The sequence below is a fragment of the Streptomyces tsukubensis genome, from assembly GCF_003932715.1.
GTDB lineage: Bacteria > Actinomycetota > Actinomycetes > Streptomycetales > Streptomycetaceae > Streptomyces > Streptomyces tsukubensis.
On the sequence record NZ_CP020700.1, the window covers coordinates 4,448,503 to 4,463,342 of the forward strand.

The 14,840-nt window shown below is 72.1% G+C and carries 11 protein-coding genes; 1 reads left to right on the forward strand and 10 read right to left on the reverse strand.

Translation table 11 applies throughout. The features are described 5' to 3' along the window. The first annotated feature begins 690 nt into the window (after positions 1 to 690). Positions 691 to 3,444 carry a hypothetical protein gene (locus B7R87_RS18175; protein ID WP_006347615.1) on the forward strand — a complete coding sequence of 918 codons (2,754 nt, stop codon included), beginning with the start codon at positions 691 to 693 and terminating at the stop codon, positions 3,442 to 3,444. A gap of 62 nt (positions 3,445 to 3,506) precedes the next feature. Here B7R87_RS18175 and B7R87_RS18180 read toward each other — a convergent pair whose 3' ends face one another. The 10 genes from B7R87_RS18180 to B7R87_RS18225 form a co-directional block, all read right to left on the reverse strand. Beyond that, entirely contained in the window at positions 3,507 to 3,806 is a 300-nt protein-coding gene (locus B7R87_RS18180) for a muconolactone Delta-isomerase (protein ID WP_006347614.1), read from the reverse strand. Between the two features lie 36 nt (positions 3,807 to 3,842). Beyond that, a complete protein-coding gene (locus B7R87_RS18185) occupies positions 3,843 to 5,366 on the reverse strand; it encodes an aldehyde dehydrogenase family protein (protein WP_130584958.1) in 1,524 nt (507 codons plus the stop codon). Next, a complete protein-coding gene (locus B7R87_RS18190; RefSeq protein ID WP_130584957.1) occupies positions 5,363 to 6,577 on the reverse strand; it encodes an oligopeptide/dipeptide ABC transporter ATP-binding protein in 1,215 nt (404 codons plus the stop codon). Before B7R87_RS18190 ends, B7R87_RS18185 begins: the two co-directional genes overlap by 4 nt. Next, entirely contained in the window at positions 6,574 to 7,623 is a 1,050-nt protein-coding gene (locus tag B7R87_RS18195) for an ABC transporter ATP-binding protein (RefSeq protein ID WP_006347611.1), read from the reverse strand. Before B7R87_RS18195 ends, B7R87_RS18190 begins: the two co-directional genes overlap by 4 nt. Positions 7,624 to 7,637: 14 nt before the next feature. Further along, positions 7,638 to 8,588, reverse strand: coding sequence for an ABC transporter permease (locus B7R87_RS18200; RefSeq protein ID WP_006347610.1), 951 nt, complete (start codon positions 8,586 to 8,588; stop codon positions 7,638 to 7,640). 55 nt (positions 8,589 to 8,643) lie between these two features. Then, positions 8,644 to 9,546 (reverse strand): ABC transporter permease, encoded by a 903-nt coding sequence (locus B7R87_RS18205; protein WP_006347609.1) that lies wholly within the window; start codon positions 9,544 to 9,546, stop codon positions 8,644 to 8,646. Positions 9,547 to 9,562: 16 nt separating this feature from the next. After that, positions 9,563 to 11,257 carry an ABC transporter substrate-binding protein gene (locus B7R87_RS18210; protein ID WP_006347608.1) on the reverse strand — a complete coding sequence of 565 codons (1,695 nt, stop codon included), beginning with the start codon at positions 11,255 to 11,257 and terminating at the stop codon, positions 9,563 to 9,565. Continuing rightward, on the reverse strand, positions 11,254 to 12,882 hold the full coding sequence (locus tag B7R87_RS18215) for a phytoene desaturase family protein (RefSeq protein WP_006347607.1): 1,629 nt from the start codon (positions 12,880 to 12,882) through the stop codon (positions 11,254 to 11,256). Before B7R87_RS18215 ends, B7R87_RS18210 begins: the two co-directional genes overlap by 4 nt. Before the next feature lie 147 nt (positions 12,883 to 13,029). Further along, positions 13,030 to 14,013, reverse strand: coding sequence for a dipeptidase (locus B7R87_RS18220; RefSeq protein ID WP_006347606.1), 984 nt, complete (start codon positions 14,011 to 14,013; stop codon positions 13,030 to 13,032). A gap of 50 nt (positions 14,014 to 14,063) precedes the next feature. Next, positions 14,064 to 14,792, reverse strand: coding sequence for a maleate cis-trans isomerase family protein (locus B7R87_RS18225; protein ID WP_006347605.1), 729 nt, complete (start codon positions 14,790 to 14,792; stop codon positions 14,064 to 14,066). Positions 14,793 to 14,840 lie beyond the last annotated feature (48 nt).

The window sequence follows — 14,840 nt, forward strand, 5'->3', positions numbered from 1 at the left end:
ATCGCCGTCGAGCGCCCCTGACATGGGGAAACGGGATTCTGCGGCACCGCCCAGCACCAGCAGCGATGATCTTGCGGGCCCTCGTAATGCGTAGGTCTCGGGTTCGAATCCCGAAGGCGGCTCTGAAGAACCTCAGGACTCACTCGCCGTGACCTGGGGTTTTTCGCTTTTCCGGGGGCAGGGGACGGAGTCCGTAGACCCCCGGGGCGAGGGCGCGTGAGGCAGGGGTGTTCCCGGGGGTGGTGGGCAGTTTGGTGCCGGGCGTCTCGTGCGGGGCCCGTGGGGTCCGGGGGTGGGTTCCGGTCGTTCTCCGGGGGAGCGGCGGAGCGGGCGGCTTCCGGGTGAGTGGGGCGGTGGGCGGTTCGTCGCGGAGTTCTGTGTGCCGGTGGGCCCGGGGCGGGGGTTCGCGGGTGGTCCGGAGGCGCGGGCAGCACGGCCTTCCCGGATCAGGGAGGTATACGCCATTCCGTCTCTGTGCGAGCGCGATGGGCCGTCTGTTCGATTTCCGGTGAGGGTGGGGTGTGGTCGACTGTGCCCGGCTCGGCATGACCGTTTCTTTACCCGCTTTCTGTACAGCGGCTGTTTCTGCCTGGCACTCGCCCCCCTGCGCTCTTGCTTAAAGGGGAGGCCACTGCTTGAGCGCGGTATGCCGGTCCGCGGACTTCACCTTCTCTGAGAGGAGTACGGGTCATGGGGTTCATGCGCTACAAAGCGACCGCCTTCAGCTGGGTGCTGGCAACACCGTCGGGCAGTGAGTGGCGGCTGCTGTTCGGGCGGGGCATGGAAGGTGCCCTGATCAACGAGCAGCAGCGGATCGGTTCGGACTATCTCACCGCGCTGGCACCGCAGTTGGTCAACTTCCAGGGACGGGGTCTCGCCCTCGGCGCCGTGCTGCTGTCCCGCCAGGGAGAGAACCGGCAGAGCCTGTTCTTCTCGGGCAACACCTACTACTGGTACGACTGGGAGCAGAAGGCCACCCTGAGCCAAGGGCCCTGGACGACGCTGGCGAACTGGGGCACCGCGCTCCCGGCCGGCTACCGCTCGCAGGTCGACGTCCTGTTCCAGGCGCCGGACGGAGCGGGCGGTTCCCGGCAGACGTACTTCTTCAAGGGCGGGCGGGTCCTCACCCTGAACTGGTCCACGGGTGTGGTGCGCGAGGCCCTGATCACCGACGGTCCGGACGCCTCGGGCTGCGAAGGCTGGGCGCGGTTACCCGAGGACTTCCGCTCCGGACTCGACCATGTGGCGGCGTACAAGCCCGCGGCCGACGGGACCCGGCAGAGCCTGCTGATCAAGGGTGTCAAGGGTGTCCTGCTGAACTGGAAGACCGGGGTCCTGGCCTCCGGCGCGTTCGACCGCCTCGGGGTGCCCGGCCTCGCCGCGCTCGCCGACCACCACCGCGAGTCCATCCGCCCGGTCACCGGCCGCTGGACGGGCACCCTCGGAAACCAGCGGGTAGAGATCCGGGTCGATCTGGAGGGCGAGCGGACCCTGGGGGTGATCAGCGGCGACCTGTTCACCGGCGATACCTGGACCGACTCCTTCCGTACCGCCGCCGATCTCTCCGTCGTACCGGGCCACAGCGACTTCGTCGTCAGTGCCTCGGGCCTGACCTGGGCGAACAACTCACCGTGGACCGATCTCGTCGTCCAGCTCCCCCATGTCGTCGTGAACAGCCCCGCGCGCACCGCCCATGTGGCCCTCTTTGTGCCCGCCTCCTCCGCGATGCTGCAACTGACCTGCTCCTATGCGGGTCCGGCGCTGCGGTCGGTCGAGATGGAGACCGATGCCATGGCGGGCACCCAGGTCTTCCAGAGCTACGACACCTCCCGGGGGTCCTGGGCTCCGCGCGGCTACCGCCACCGCGTGCTGACCGTCGCCTCCGCCTTCGCCGAGGCCGGAATCGAGCTGAAGAACGCGGGCCAGGTCAATGTCGTCGCGCCCGACGCCTCGGGCGCCGATCTGAAGTGGTCGGCGGCCGAGCTGCACGCTGCGATGGAGGCCAACTTCAGTCTCCACCGGGACAGCGAGCAGTGGAAGATCTGGACCTTCGTCGCCACCTACCACACCCTGGACCCGAGGGTCCTCGGAGTGATGTTCGACCAGATGGGCAGAGAACGCCAGGGCATGGCCGTCTTCCACAGCGGCCTGCAGTACGGCAACTACATCGGAGACGCGATGGAGTTGTTCTGCTATGTGCACGAGCTGGGGCATGTCTTCAACCTGCACCACTCCTGGGAGAAGCATCTGTCGGCCCCGCCCGCTCCGTTGGGGCCGAACAACGGCTTCGGCGATCTGTCCTGGATGAACTATCCGGAGGCCTACAACACCGGTACCAGGGCCGGCGTGCAGCACTTCTGGGAGGACTTCCCGTACTCCTTCAGCGAGAACGAACTCCGTCATCTGCGGCACGGCTTCCACCGCCATATCGTCCCCGGCGGCGATGCCTTCCTCGCCAACACCGCACTCGACCTCAGCGCCACCCCGCAGGCGTTCGCCCTGCCGGGCGCCGGTGAGGACCCGGGGCTGACGCTCACGCTGGGCGGGAAGCAGTTCTTCGGCTACGGCGAGCCGGTCATGGCCGAACTGAGGCTCTCCCGTACCGGGGTACGCGGGGATGTGTCCGTGGCCGAGGCGATCGGCCCGGCGGGCGAGCGCACCAAGATCGTGATCACCGATCCGTACGGCCGGACCCGGGTCTTCCGGCCCATCGCCCGTACCTGCTCCGGGCACGGGGACGCCGAACCCACGGTCACCCTCACCGAGGCGAACCCGGCCCTCTACGAAACCGCCTACCTCGGGTACGGCAGCGACGGGCTGTACTTCTCCGAGCCCGGCACCTACCGGGTCACCGCCGTCCACACCGGTCTCGACGGGGCCCGTACCGTCTCGCCCACCCGGACCATCCGGGTCCGTACCCCGCTCGACCGCGCGGACCAGGAAGTCGGGGAGCTTCTCACCGGCGACGACCAGGGCACCCTGCTGGCCTTCCTCGGCTCCGACGCACCCCATCTCACCGCAGGGAACGACGCCCTCCAGGAGCTGATCGCACGCCACGGCGACCATCCGCTCGCGGCCTACGCCCGGCTCGCGCGGGGCGCGAACGCCGGCCGCCACTTCCAGACCATCGGAGACGGCCGCCTGCAGGTCCGCGGGCCCGACACCAAGACCGCCGTCTCCCAGCTCACCGAAGCGATCACCGTCTCCCGTACCGACCAGGACACCGGTCTGGACAACCTCACCCTCAACGCCGCCTTCCGCCGGCTCGCCACCGTCCACGCCAAGGCGGGCGACCTCGAACGCGCCGAGGCCACCCTCGACACCCTCGTTACCCACTTCCAGGAACAGGGCGTCCCCGCCGCCGTACAGCGGCATATCCAGGAACAGGCCGAAACGGCCCGCGCCGGGATCCGCGAAACCGCCGGGGAGGAGCAGGACTCCTGACGCCCGGGGCACACCCGCCTCTGCCCGCCGGAACACCGTCGGCGGGCAGAGGCAGGCGGGGCTCAGGCGCCCGCGGCGCGTGGGGGCCCCGGGTCCACCGGGTGGGCGGCCAGGGCGTGCACGGTGACGTCCATCCACGGCCAGACCGGGAGGGAGGAGATGATCGCGTGCAGTTCGGTGGGGTCGGCGGCCCGCCACAGGCCCCAGTTCTCGGTACGGCCGGGCACCCGCCACATACGGACCAGATGACCGGCGGCGGCCAGTTCGGCGGCATGTGCGCGCTCGGCGGTGGAGACCGCTTCTTTACGGTCCGGGTCCATGTCCTCGGGCCATCCGATGCGGATGTTGACCAGGAATTCCATGATGTCCTCGCGTTCTTGAGGGGGGCAGCCAGGGGGTCAGTGGGCGAAGGGGTCCGCGGGGGTGCCGTGTTCCGTCACCACCGACTTGGTCTGGAGGAATTCGCGTACGGCCTCCACGCCGTTCTCCCGGCCGAGCCCGGACTGCTTGTGGCCGCCGAACGGGACGGACCAGTGCAGCAGCCGGTAGGTGTTGACCCACACCACCCCGGCCTCCAGCCGGGACGCGACCCGGTGGGCCCGGCTCGCGTCCCGGGTCCACAGGCCCGCGGCGAGCCCGTACTCCAGGGAGTTGGCGAGCGCGACCGCCTCGTCCTCGCCGGAGAAGGACTGGACGGTGGCGACCGGCCCGAAGATCTCCTCCCGGCACACCGCCATATCGGCGCGCACACCGGCCAGGACCGTGGGCCGGTACCAGAAACCGCCGTCGTTGTCGGGGCGCTGTCCACCCGTCAGCACCCGGGCGCCGTCCCGTACCGCGCCCGCGACGTACGACTCCACCCGTTCCAGCGCCGCCGCCGAGGCGAGCGGGCCGACGTGGGTCCCCGGATCGCGCGGGTCACCGACCCGCAGCCCCTCCACCGAGGCGGCGAAACGGGCCAGGAACTCGTCGTACACGGACTCCTCGACGAGCAGCCGCGATCCCGCCACACAGGTCTGACCGGCGGCGGAGAAAGCGCCCTGCCGGGCGGCGGTGACGGCCGCGTCGAGATCACCGTCCGCGAAGACCAGATGGGCGGACTTCCCGCCCGCCTCGCAGACGAAACGCTTCATCCGGGCCGCGGCGAGCGCCCCGAGGACCCGGGCGACGGCCGTACTGCCGGTGAAGGTGACCATGGCGACGTCCGGATGCTCGGTCAGCCGCCGGGCCTCCGCCGCACCGCCGATGACGGTGGTGACGACGCCGGGCGGGAAGCCCGCCTCCAGCGCCAGCTCGGCCAGCCGGACCGAGGAGGCCGGGGCCTGGGGCGGCGGCTTCAGGACGACCGTATTGCCCGCGGCGAGAGCGGGCGCCAGCTTCCAGGAGCCCAGGGACAGCGCGCCGTTGAACGGCGTCAGCGCGGCGACCACCCCGAGCGGCTCCTCGCGGATCACCGCGCTCGCGGTGGCGCTCAGGGCGCGGGAGCGGTCCTCCAGGGTCTCTGCGACGGCCGCGAAGTAGCGGTACCAGCGCACCAGCGCCGCCACCTCGCCGCGGGTCGCGGTGAGGGGCTTGCCGTTGGCGCGGGTCTCCAGGGCGGCGAGTTCGTCGCCGTGGGCGGCGAGCACATCCCCGAGGCGGTACAGCAGATCGGCACGGGCGTGCTGGGGCAGTCCCGCCCAGGACGGGGAGCGCAGCGCGCCGCGGGCGGCGGCCACCGCCCGGTCGACGGCCGCCGGGTCCTGCCAGGCGGTGCCCCAGCGGGCGCCGGTCGCCGGGTCCAGGAGCGGGACCTCGCTGCCGCCGGGGGCCGACCGGCGGTCCCCGGTGAACGAGGTCCACTCGGACAGGGGCGTGGTCCCGGGGGACGGGGACGCGGGCGGGGGCGCTGCCGCCGGGCCGCCGGCGGTGGTCGGGGTCATGGTGTCGTGGTCCTCTCGGTGGTGCGTTCGGCGGGCGCGGTGAGCGCGGCCCGTACGCCGGGTGTGTCGTGGTGGTGGCAGGCCACGGTGTGCTCCGGGGCTGCTGTGCCTTCGGCGGTTCCGGCCGGTACGGCGGTCTGCGGCGGCGCCTCGGTGCGGCACACCTCCGTCGCGAAGGGGCAGGCCCGCTGGAAACGGCAGCCCGGCGGCGGGTCGGCCGGGTCCGGCGGTTCGGCGCGGGGCCGGGCCGCCGCGCCGGTGCCGGGGGCCGGGGCCCGCGGGTCGGGTACGGGCACGGCGGCCAGCAGGGAGTGGGTGTACGGGTGGCGGGGCGTGTCGAACACCTCGGCGCACGGCCCGCTCTCCATCACCCGCCCGCCGTACATCACCACGACCCGGTCCGACAGATGCCGGACCACGCTCATGTCGTGGGAGATGAACAGGAAGCTGACCTCGCTGTCCCGGCACAGATCCTTGACGAGGTTGACGATCTGGCCCTGCACGCTGACGTCGAGGGCGGAGACGATCTCGTCGCAGACGATGAAGCGGGGTTCGACGGCCAGGGCGCGGGCGATGGCGGCGCGCTGGCGCTGGCCGCCGGAGAGTTCGTGCGGGTAGCGGTCGGCGAGTTCGGGGGCGAGGCCGACCTGGGCGAGGAGTTCGGCGGCGCGGTCGGCGGTCCGGTCGCGGGGGACCGTGCGGTGGACCTGGACGACCTCGCGGATCATCGCGCCGATCGTCATCCGGGGGTTGAGACTGGCGTACGGGTCCTGGTGGACGATCTGGGCGACGCGCGGCAGCGACCGGTCGGCCTGGAGCCGGTCCAGGGGGCGGCCCTCGATGAGGATGCGCCCGCCGGCGACCGGGGAGAGGCCGACCAGGGCGCGTCCGGTGGTGGTCTTGCCGCTGCCGCTCTCCCCGACCACGGTGGTGATGGAACGGGCCGGGACGGTGAAGGAGACCCCGTCCACGGCGCGGGCGGTACCGGTCACCCGGCGCAGCACTCCGGTGCGCAGGGGGAAGTGGACCCGGAGGTCCTCGACGGTGACGGCGTCCGGGGGGCGGGCGCCGGATTCCGTGCCGATGGCCGTGCCGGTGCCGGTGCCGGTGCTGGTGCTGGTTCCCGTGCTGGTTTCCGTGCCGGTTTCTGTGCCGGTGCCGGCAAGGGGCGGGCCGTCGCCGGTCGTCTCTCTGCTCGGGCGGGCGCTCATACGGGTGCTCCTGCGGGATGCGGCGCGTCGGCGGCGGACGCGGGGTACGGACAGCGGACCGTGTGCGCGGCATGCGCCCCGGGCAGGCGGCGGAGTTCGGGGACGGCGTCGCCGCAGTCGGGGCGGGCCTCGCCGCAGCGCGGCTGGAAGGCGCAGCCGGGGGGCGGGTCCGACGGGTGGGGCGGGAAGCCCGGGATGGCGGGGAGCCGGTCCACCCGGCGGTCCATCCGGGGGACGGCGGCCATCAGGGCACGGGTGTAGGGGTGGCCGGGGGCGTCGAACAGCGCGGTGGTGGGCGCGGTCTCGACGATCCGGCCGCCGTACATGACCGCGATCCGGTCGGTGACCCCGGCGACCACGCCCAGATCGTGGGTGATCAGGACGAGCGCCATGCGCAGTTCGCGGCGGAGGCGGTCGATCAGGCCGAGCACCTGGGCCTGGATGGTGACGTCCAGGGCGGTGGTGGGCTCGTCGGCGATCAGCAGCCGGGGCTCGCGGCTGACCGCCATGGCGATGAGGACCCGCTGGCGCATTCCGCCGGAGAGTTCGTGCGGGTAGTTGGCGAGCCGGTCGCGGGCGCCGGGGATGCCGACCAGGTCCAGGAGTTCGGCACACCGGTCCCGGGCGGCCCGGCGGCTGTGGCCGTCGTAGCGGACGAGGGGCTCGGCCATCTGCGCGCCGATGGTCATGGCCGGGTTGAGCGCGGACAGGGCGTCCTGCGAGACCAGGGCGATACCGCTGCCCCGTACCTCCCGGAACTGCTTCGGGCGCAGCCCGGTCAGATCGCGGCCGTCGAAGGTGATCCGGCCGTGCACCTCGGCGCCCTCGTGGCCGAGCAGACCGAGGACGGCCAGCATGGTCTGGCTTTTGCCGCAGCCCGACTCGCCGACCACGCCGAGGGACTCGCCTTCGGCGACCTGGAACGAGACGTCGCGGACGGTCTCCACCCGGCCCGGTGCGGGGCCCGGTCCGGCGGCTGCTGAGGGGGCCGGGCGGGTGCGGTCGGGATAGGCGACCCTGAGATGTTCCACTTCGAGGACGGACACGGTGGTGCCTCCCGCTACGCGAGTTTGATCTTGGGGTTGAAGTACGCCTGGACCACGTCGACGAGGAAGTTGATGAGGACGAAGGCGATGGCGATCATCAGGATTCCGCCCTGGACGAGGGGGATGTCCCGGGTGGAGATGGCCTGGTGCAGCGCGAGTCCGATACCGGGCCAGGAGAACACCGTCTCCGTGAGGACCGCCCCGCTGAGCAGGAATCCGGCCTGGAGCCCGATGACGGTGACGACGGAGGGCATCGCGTTGGGCAGCACATGGCGGGTGACGACACGGAGTTCGCCGACCCCGCGCGAGCGGGCGGTGCGGACGTAGTCGTTGCCGATGACCTCCAGGACGGCCGAGCGGGTCATCCGGGCGATCACCGCGAGCGACCAGGCCGACAGGGTGATCACCGGGAGCACCATGTGTGCCAGGACGTCCAGGACCCCGCCCCCGCCGCCGATGGAGGTCATTCCGGTGGCGGGCAGCATCCGGAGCTGGAGGGAGAAGACCACGATGAGGACGAGCCCGAACCAGAACGACGGTACGGAGTTGAGGAAGAGCACCCCGACGGTCAGTCCCCGGTCCCGCGCGGAGCCCGGCTTCATGGCGGCCCAGGTGCCGATGGCGACCCCGGCGACGGCGGCGACGACGATCGCGGTCCCGGACAGCAGGAAGGTGTTGAGCAGCCGTTCGGAGATGACCTCGGAGACGGGGCGGCCGAAGGAGAGGGAGCGGCCGAGGTCGCCGCCGAAGAGGTTGCCGAGATAGGTGAAGTAGCGGGAGACCGCGGGCTCGTCGAGCCCCAGATCGGCGCGGAGCGCCTGCCGGTCCTCCTCGGACGAGGTGGGGCCGAGCAGGGCGGTCGCCTGGTCGCCGGGGATGATCTGGCCGAGCGCGAAGGTGGCGACGGTCACCCCGAGGACGACGGGGATCATCTGGAGCGCCCGGCGCAGGGTGAAGGTCAGCATGGCGCCCCTCCTGGGCTGGTGTCGGTGACGGGGCCGCGGGTGCGGCGGGCGGCCCTCATGACCGGCTCCGGCTGCGCGGGTCGAGCCGGTCCCGTACGCCGTCCCCGAGCAGGTTGAAGCCGATCGCCAGGACGACGATGACCAGGCCCGGGATGGTCGCCACATGCGGTGAGGTGACCAGCAGGGCACGGCCGCCGCTGAGCATCTGCCCCCAGTCGGGGGCGGGCGGCTGGGCGCCCAGGCCGAGGAAGGCGAGGCTGGCGCCGAGGATGACGTTCCGTCCGGTCTGGAGGGTGGCGAAGACGGTCAGCCCGCCGAGGAGGTTGGGGACGATATGGCGCAGGGCGATCCGGCGGTGCCGGTAGCCGAGTACGGCGGCGGCCTCCACGTACTGCTCCTGGCGCAGCGAGACGACGCTGCCGCGGACGATCCGGCCGAACTCGGGGACGGTGACCACGACCATGGCGATCACCATGGAGGTCAGACCGGGGCCGAGGGCGACGCCGATGCCGAGGGCGAGCAGGATGCCGGGGAAGGAGAACATCACGTCGAAGACGCGCATCAGGACGCTGTCCAGCCAGCCGCCGGCATAGCCGGAGACCAGGCCGATGAGACCGCCGATCAGCAGCGCGATCAGGGTGGGCACGACCGCGACGAGCAGGGCGAGCCTGCTGCCGTGCATCAGCCGGCTGAGGATGTCCCGGCCGACCTCGTCGGTGCCGAGGAGATGGCCGCCGCTGAAGGGGGCGAGGCCGATGGCCGACGGATCGGTGGCGAGCGGGTCGGCGGGGGCTGTCCAGGGGGCGAGCAGGGCGACCAGCACGGTCAGGGCGACGATGCCGCCGCCGATGGCCGTGGTGGCGTTGCCGCCGCCGGCCGCGCGCAGCCGTTCGCGCAGTCGTTCGCGCAGACGGGGCCGGGACACGGTGCGGGGCACGGGTGCCGCAGTGGCGTTCATGACGGGGACCTCCTCCTCACCCGCGGCGGATGGTGGTGTAGTCGATGTAGACGGACGGCGCCGCGGTGACGCCCTCGACCTTGAGGCTGAGCAGCCGGGGCAGCCGGTCCTGGTAGAGGAAGACCCAGGGCGCATCGCCGGTGATGGTGTCGGCCGCCCGGCGGTAGAGCTCCATCCGGGTCTCCTCCGCGGGTTCGGCGCGGGCCCGGTCGAGGAGGGTGTCGACGGCGGGGTTGCGGTACCAGCCCCGGTTGACACCGTTGGGCGGGTGCAGTTCCCCGCTGAACATCCGCTCCAGGAAGTCGCCGGAGTCGGCACCGGTGGTCCAGCCGTTGAAGGAGCCGTGGACGCCGTTCTTGTATCCGCCGCCCTCCTCGGCGACGAGTGAGGCGAACTCCATGTACTGGACGTCCAGCCGGACGCCGACCTTTTTGAGGTCCTGTTGGATCAGCGACATGATCTCGGTGGCCTGGGAGAAGCCGGGGCCGCTGTCGGGCGCGAGGAGCCGGAGCGTCACGGGGGTGCGCACCCCGCTCTCGGCGATCAGCCGCTTGGCGAGGGCGGGGTCGTGGGCGTAGCCGCCGGTGCCGGTTTTCCCGCTGTTCCCGCCGGTCCCGGTGGTGTCAGCGGTGTTGGCGGGGGCCTGCCGGTAGGCCTCGTTGCCGAGGGGCAGCGGGCCGTGCGACGGGACGACCTGGTCCGCGGTGAGGGTGGCGATGGCCTCCCGGTCCACGGCGTGGTTGAGGGCCCGGCGGAAGAGCGCGTTGTCCGTGGGGGCGGTACGGGTGTTGAGCCGCAGGAAGTACTGGTTGGCGGGCTCGGGGTACTGGACGGTCATGGTGTCCTGCCCGGCGAGCTGACGCACCTGCTGGGCGCCCGCGCTGAGGATGGCGTCCACCTCGCCGGTCTGGGCGGCGATGGCGAGGGTGGTCGGATCGCTGACCGATTCGACGATGATGGACGGGGTCCTGGGAACCCCTCCCCAGTACGCCGTGTTGCGCTTCAGCTCGACCCGTTTGCCGTGGTCGGCGCGGTGCTGGCGGAAGGGGCCGGTGCCGACGGGGTGCAGGCCGACGTCGTCCGGCGCGTGGGCGCGCAGTACCGCGGGGCTGATGAGGGACATCCGGCGGTCGGTGAGCACGCGGGGCAGTCCGGTGTACGGCTTGGTGAGGCGCAGGGCGACGGTGTGCGGGCCGCGGACCTCGACCCGGTCGATCCAGCGGGTCAGGAATTTCATGTTGCCCGCGGCGGTGGCGTCGTAGACCGGTGACTCCTTGACGGAGATCCGGTCGAAGTTCAGCTTCACGGACTCGGCGTCGAAGGGGGTGCCGTCGGTGAAGGTGACGTTCTCGCGCAGGGCGAGGGTGTAGGTGAGGGCGTCCGGGGACACCTTCCACGAGGTGGCCAGGGCGGGGCGCAGCGCGGGGGCCCGGTCGGTCCTGGTGGCGAGGTCCTCGCGGATCAGCGGGTCGAAGAGGGCGTCCACGACCCGCAGTCCCACGGTGCCGGAGAGCCGCTGGGGGTCGAGTACGGGGATCTCGCCCTCGGCGCCGACGACCAGGGTGTCCCGGTCGCGGCCGAAGGAGGGCGGCGAAGCGCAGCCGGCGAGCGCGCCGGTGAGCAGGACTGCGGTGGCGACGAGGGGGGCCAGGGCGCGGCGCACGCCGGCGCCGGCCGGTCCCGGTGGCCCGGTCGGGCGGGAGAACCTCATGGGTGCGGCCTTTGTTCGAGTACGGATGGGCGCGGGTCCGCGGGCGGGTGGTGGAGATCGCGCAGGACGGCGGCGGCTGCGTTCCTGCCGGGCGTACCGGTGACGTAGCCGCCCGGCCAGGTCCCGCTGCCGCCGGTGTAGAAGCCGGCGAGGGGGGTGCGGTAGGCGGCGAGGGCGGGGTGCGGGCGGGTGCCGAAGAGTTCGGTGGGAAGCATGTCCCCGTGGGTGATGTTGCCGCCTTCCAGGCCGAGTTCGGCCGCCATCTCCACGGGGTTCATGAAGCGGTGGTCCACGATCCGGTCGGCGAGGCCCGGCATCAGCAGGCCGAGCTGTTCGATACAGCGCCGCCCGAACCGCTCCGTCCGTTCGGCGTCCCAGGGGCCGTCGTGCGGGTGGTAGGGCGCGTGCCAGGCGTTGATGCTGATCAGATGGGTGCCGCCGGGGGTGAGCCCGGGGGAGGTGAGGGTCGGTGTCAGCCCCCACATCAGGATCTCGTCGCCGGTGCGGCCCGCCAGCGCGGCGGTGATCGCCGCTTCGATGGACCCCGGTGAGGAGCCGAACCGGAACTGGCAGGCGCGCACCGCCTCGGGGTCGGTGCCTTCGGGCAACCCCGCGTACGGCGGCAGGGCGTCGACCTCCAGGACCACTTTGAAGGCGGAGCCGCGCATCGGCTTGCCGAGGACGGCGGTACGGATCCCGGGGTCCATGGCCTCCGCGTCCAGCAGATCGCGGAAGAGGTGGTGCGGGTTGACCGTGGAGATCACCCGCCGGGCGGTGAACTCCTCGCCGGTGGCGGTGACGACGCCCCGTACCCCGTCGGGCCCGTGCAGCACCCGGGCCACCGGGGTGCCGGTCCGCAGCTCCACGCCGTGCGCCCGGCAGGCCCCGGCCAGGGCGTCGACGATGGCGCTCATCGAGCCGACCGGCAGCCCGGTGGAGCCGCGCAGCGCGAGACGTGCGGCGCCGTCGGGTTCCGCTCCGGCGGCCAGCGCGAAAGGCCGCATCATCAGCCCCACGGCGCTGCCCGGCGCGGACGGCGGTACGAGCTGGGCGTTGAGCGCGAGCAGCATGAGCAGCGCCTTGGCCCGGTCGGTGCGGAGGTGGGCGTCGAGCAGGCCGGTCAGACCGCCCTCGAAGACCGCGTCGAAGAGGCGGAGGTCCGCCGGATCGGACAAACGTTTCTTCAGGGTGGAGAGTCCGGGCGGCGGAGTGTCGAGACGGACCCCGAGCCGGGCGCCCAGCCGCTCCAGCCCGCCGATCAGGGCGCGGTAGCGGGCGGCCTCGCCGGGGGCGAAGGCGTCCAGCTGCGCGTCGACCCGGGCGGGGTCCCGCCAGCCGATGAAGCAGCCTTCGTCGAACCGGTGGACCACGGTCGGATCCACCCTCACGAACCGCAGTCCGTGCCGGGCGAGTTCCAGTTCGGCGACCACGGCCGGATTGAGCGAACCGGGCGAGTTCGTGAAGGAGAGCCGGCGGCCGGGCAGGAACTCGTACGCCCCGCAGGGCCCGCCGAGCCCCGGCCGTGATTCCAGGAGCGCGACCTTCAGCCCCGCGCGCCCGAGGTAGGCGGCGGTCACCAGCCCGTTGTGGCCACCGCCGACGATGACTGCGTCGTAACGGTTCATCCCGGCTTCGTCCTCCTGGTTTCGGTGCTGCGGCCGGGTCCCGGCGCGCGGGGGTTCGGGTGCGCGAGGTGCGCCCGGTCGGGTGCGCGGCAGGCACCGGTCCGGCACGGTCCGGAGGTACCGGACCTCGGCGCACGGGGGCGGGTCTCAGGCCGGGGAGGCGGCGGTGAAGCCGTCCTCGAACAGGTCCACCCAGTTGCCGCCGGAGATCCGCTCGACCTCGGCGGCAGTGAAGCCCCGCTCCAGCAGCCGCTCCCGTACCGCCGTGTAACCGAGCCCGCCCGCGAACCAGTCGGGGAACTCGACCGGGCCGGAGATGGGCACCATCGGACTGCGGCTCCACCGCCCCTGCCGCCACCAGTGCAGTTCCTCGTCGCCGTGGCCCGCGTAGTAGTCGGAGCCGAGGCCGACGTGTTCGATGCCGATGAGGTCGACGGTGTAGGCGACCATGTCGCAGAAGCGGTCGACGGTGCAGCCGACGCCGTCCGGGGCGATCCTCGGGTACATGCTCAGACCGACCACCCCACCGGATTCGGCGGTCTGCTTCAGCACGGTGTCGGACTTGTTGCGGAGCGCCAGTTCGACGTCCTCGCCGACGAACGCGCGCGGGTTGGCGTGGGTGACCGCGACCGGCCGCTCGGAGGCCGCGATGGCCTCCAGGGAGGTGCGCTCGTTGCAGTGGGAGATGTCGACGACCATGCCGACCTGGTTCATCTCGCGGATGAGGTTGATGCCGTAGGTGCGCGAGAGCCCGGCGTCCTCGCCCTCCCAGCAGCCCGCCCCGGCGGAGTTCTGGGTGTTGTACGTGAGCTGGGCGATCCGGACCCCTGCCTGGTGGAAGGCGCCCACCAGGTCCAGGTCGTCCTCGAACGGGCTGCTGTTCTGGAAGCCCAGGACGACGGCGGTACGGCCCTGCTCCTTCGCCCGGCGGATGTCGTCGGCGCTGCGCCCCTCGCAGAGCAGGTCGGCGTTCTCGGCGAGCAGGCGCTGCCAGCGGCCCACTTCGCGCATGGTCTCGGTGGAGTCCTCCCAGATGGCGACGGTGGCGTGGATGGCGTTGATGCCGGCGGCGTGCCACTCCTCGAAGCGTTCGCGGGAGGGCTTGACGAATTGCAGGGCGTCGACGAGCACGGGATGTTCTCCTCGGATACGGGGGAGGGGGGAGTCGGTGGCCGGCGCTCTCAGTACTCGGCGATCGCGCCGAGCCGCCCGAGGGCCGGGATCTCGTCGCGCAGGCCGAGATGGCGCAGGGCCCGCCAGAGGGACGCCTGGTTGCTGGTGACGACCGGCACTCCGGTGTCCAGCTCCAGATAGGGCAGTACCTCGAAGGTGCGGAAGGTGCCGCAGGAGATCAGCAGGGCGTCGGCGTCGGGGGCGGCCCGGTGCAGCCTGCGGCCGAGCCGGTAGGCGCTGTCGGCGTCATGGACGCTGGCCTCGTAGGGGTCGGTGATCTGGAGGCCTTCGATCACGGGGACCTCGAAGCCGACGGCGGTGAGATAGACCCGCAGCGCCTCGTTGACCTCGTCGGTGTAGATGCTGCCGACGGCCACGGACCGGGCGCCGACCGCGCGCAGGGCGTCCACCTGCGCCTGCATCATGGTGATCGCCGGGATGCCGGTCTCCGCCGCGATCTCGGCGGTCACCTTCTCGTCGGTGCCGGGGCCGGGGATGAAGGTGCCGGGGGCGCCGCACTGAACGATGAGGTCCACCTTCGCGGTGGCCAGCTGCCGGGACGCCTCCAGGACCTGGGACATCATCTCCTTCAGCCCCTCGGCGTCGACGCGGGGGACGATGGTCCGCGCGTCGGCGAAGGCAACGCCGGTGGGGGCGACGGAACGCCATTCCTCGGCACCTTCGATGGCCGTTGCGGGACGTATCTGCCCAATACGGGCACGCCAGCCGAGCATCATGGACAACACCTCTTTCTGGTGGCGGACGGAAGGGCCGCCGGGCCGGAT

What these genes read in the sequence shown, in the direction of transcription:
- B7R87_RS18205 (WP_006347609.1), bottom strand. Translation starts at nt 9,546, where the DNA reads ATGAACGCCACTGCGGCACCCGTGCCCCGCACCGTGTCCCGGCCCCGT.
- B7R87_RS18225 (WP_006347605.1), bottom strand. Translation starts at nt 14,792, where the DNA reads ATGATGCTCGGCTGGCGTGCCCGTATTGGGCAGATACGTCCCGCAACG.
- B7R87_RS18185 (WP_130584958.1), bottom strand. Translation starts at nt 5,366, where the DNA reads ATGACCCCGACCACCGCCGGCGGCCCGGCGGCAGCGCCCCCGCCCGCG.
- B7R87_RS18190 (WP_130584957.1), bottom strand. Translation starts at nt 6,577, where the DNA reads ATGAGCGCCCGCCCGAGCAGAGAGACGACCGGCGACGGCCCGCCCCTT.
- B7R87_RS18180 (WP_006347614.1), bottom strand. Translation starts at nt 3,806, where the DNA reads ATGGAATTCCTGGTCAACATCCGCATCGGATGGCCCGAGGACATGGAC.
- B7R87_RS18210 (WP_006347608.1), bottom strand. Translation starts at nt 11,257, where the DNA reads ATGAGGTTCTCCCGCCCGACCGGGCCACCGGGACCGGCCGGCGCCGGC.
- B7R87_RS18200 (WP_006347610.1), bottom strand. Translation starts at nt 8,588, where the DNA reads ATGCTGACCTTCACCCTGCGCCGGGCGCTCCAGATGATCCCCGTCGTC.
- B7R87_RS18215 (WP_006347607.1), bottom strand. Translation starts at nt 12,882, where the DNA reads ATGAACCGTTACGACGCAGTCATCGTCGGCGGTGGCCACAACGGGCTG.
- B7R87_RS18175 (WP_006347615.1), top strand. Translation starts at nt 691, where the DNA reads ATGGGGTTCATGCGCTACAAAGCGACCGCCTTCAGCTGGGTGCTGGCA.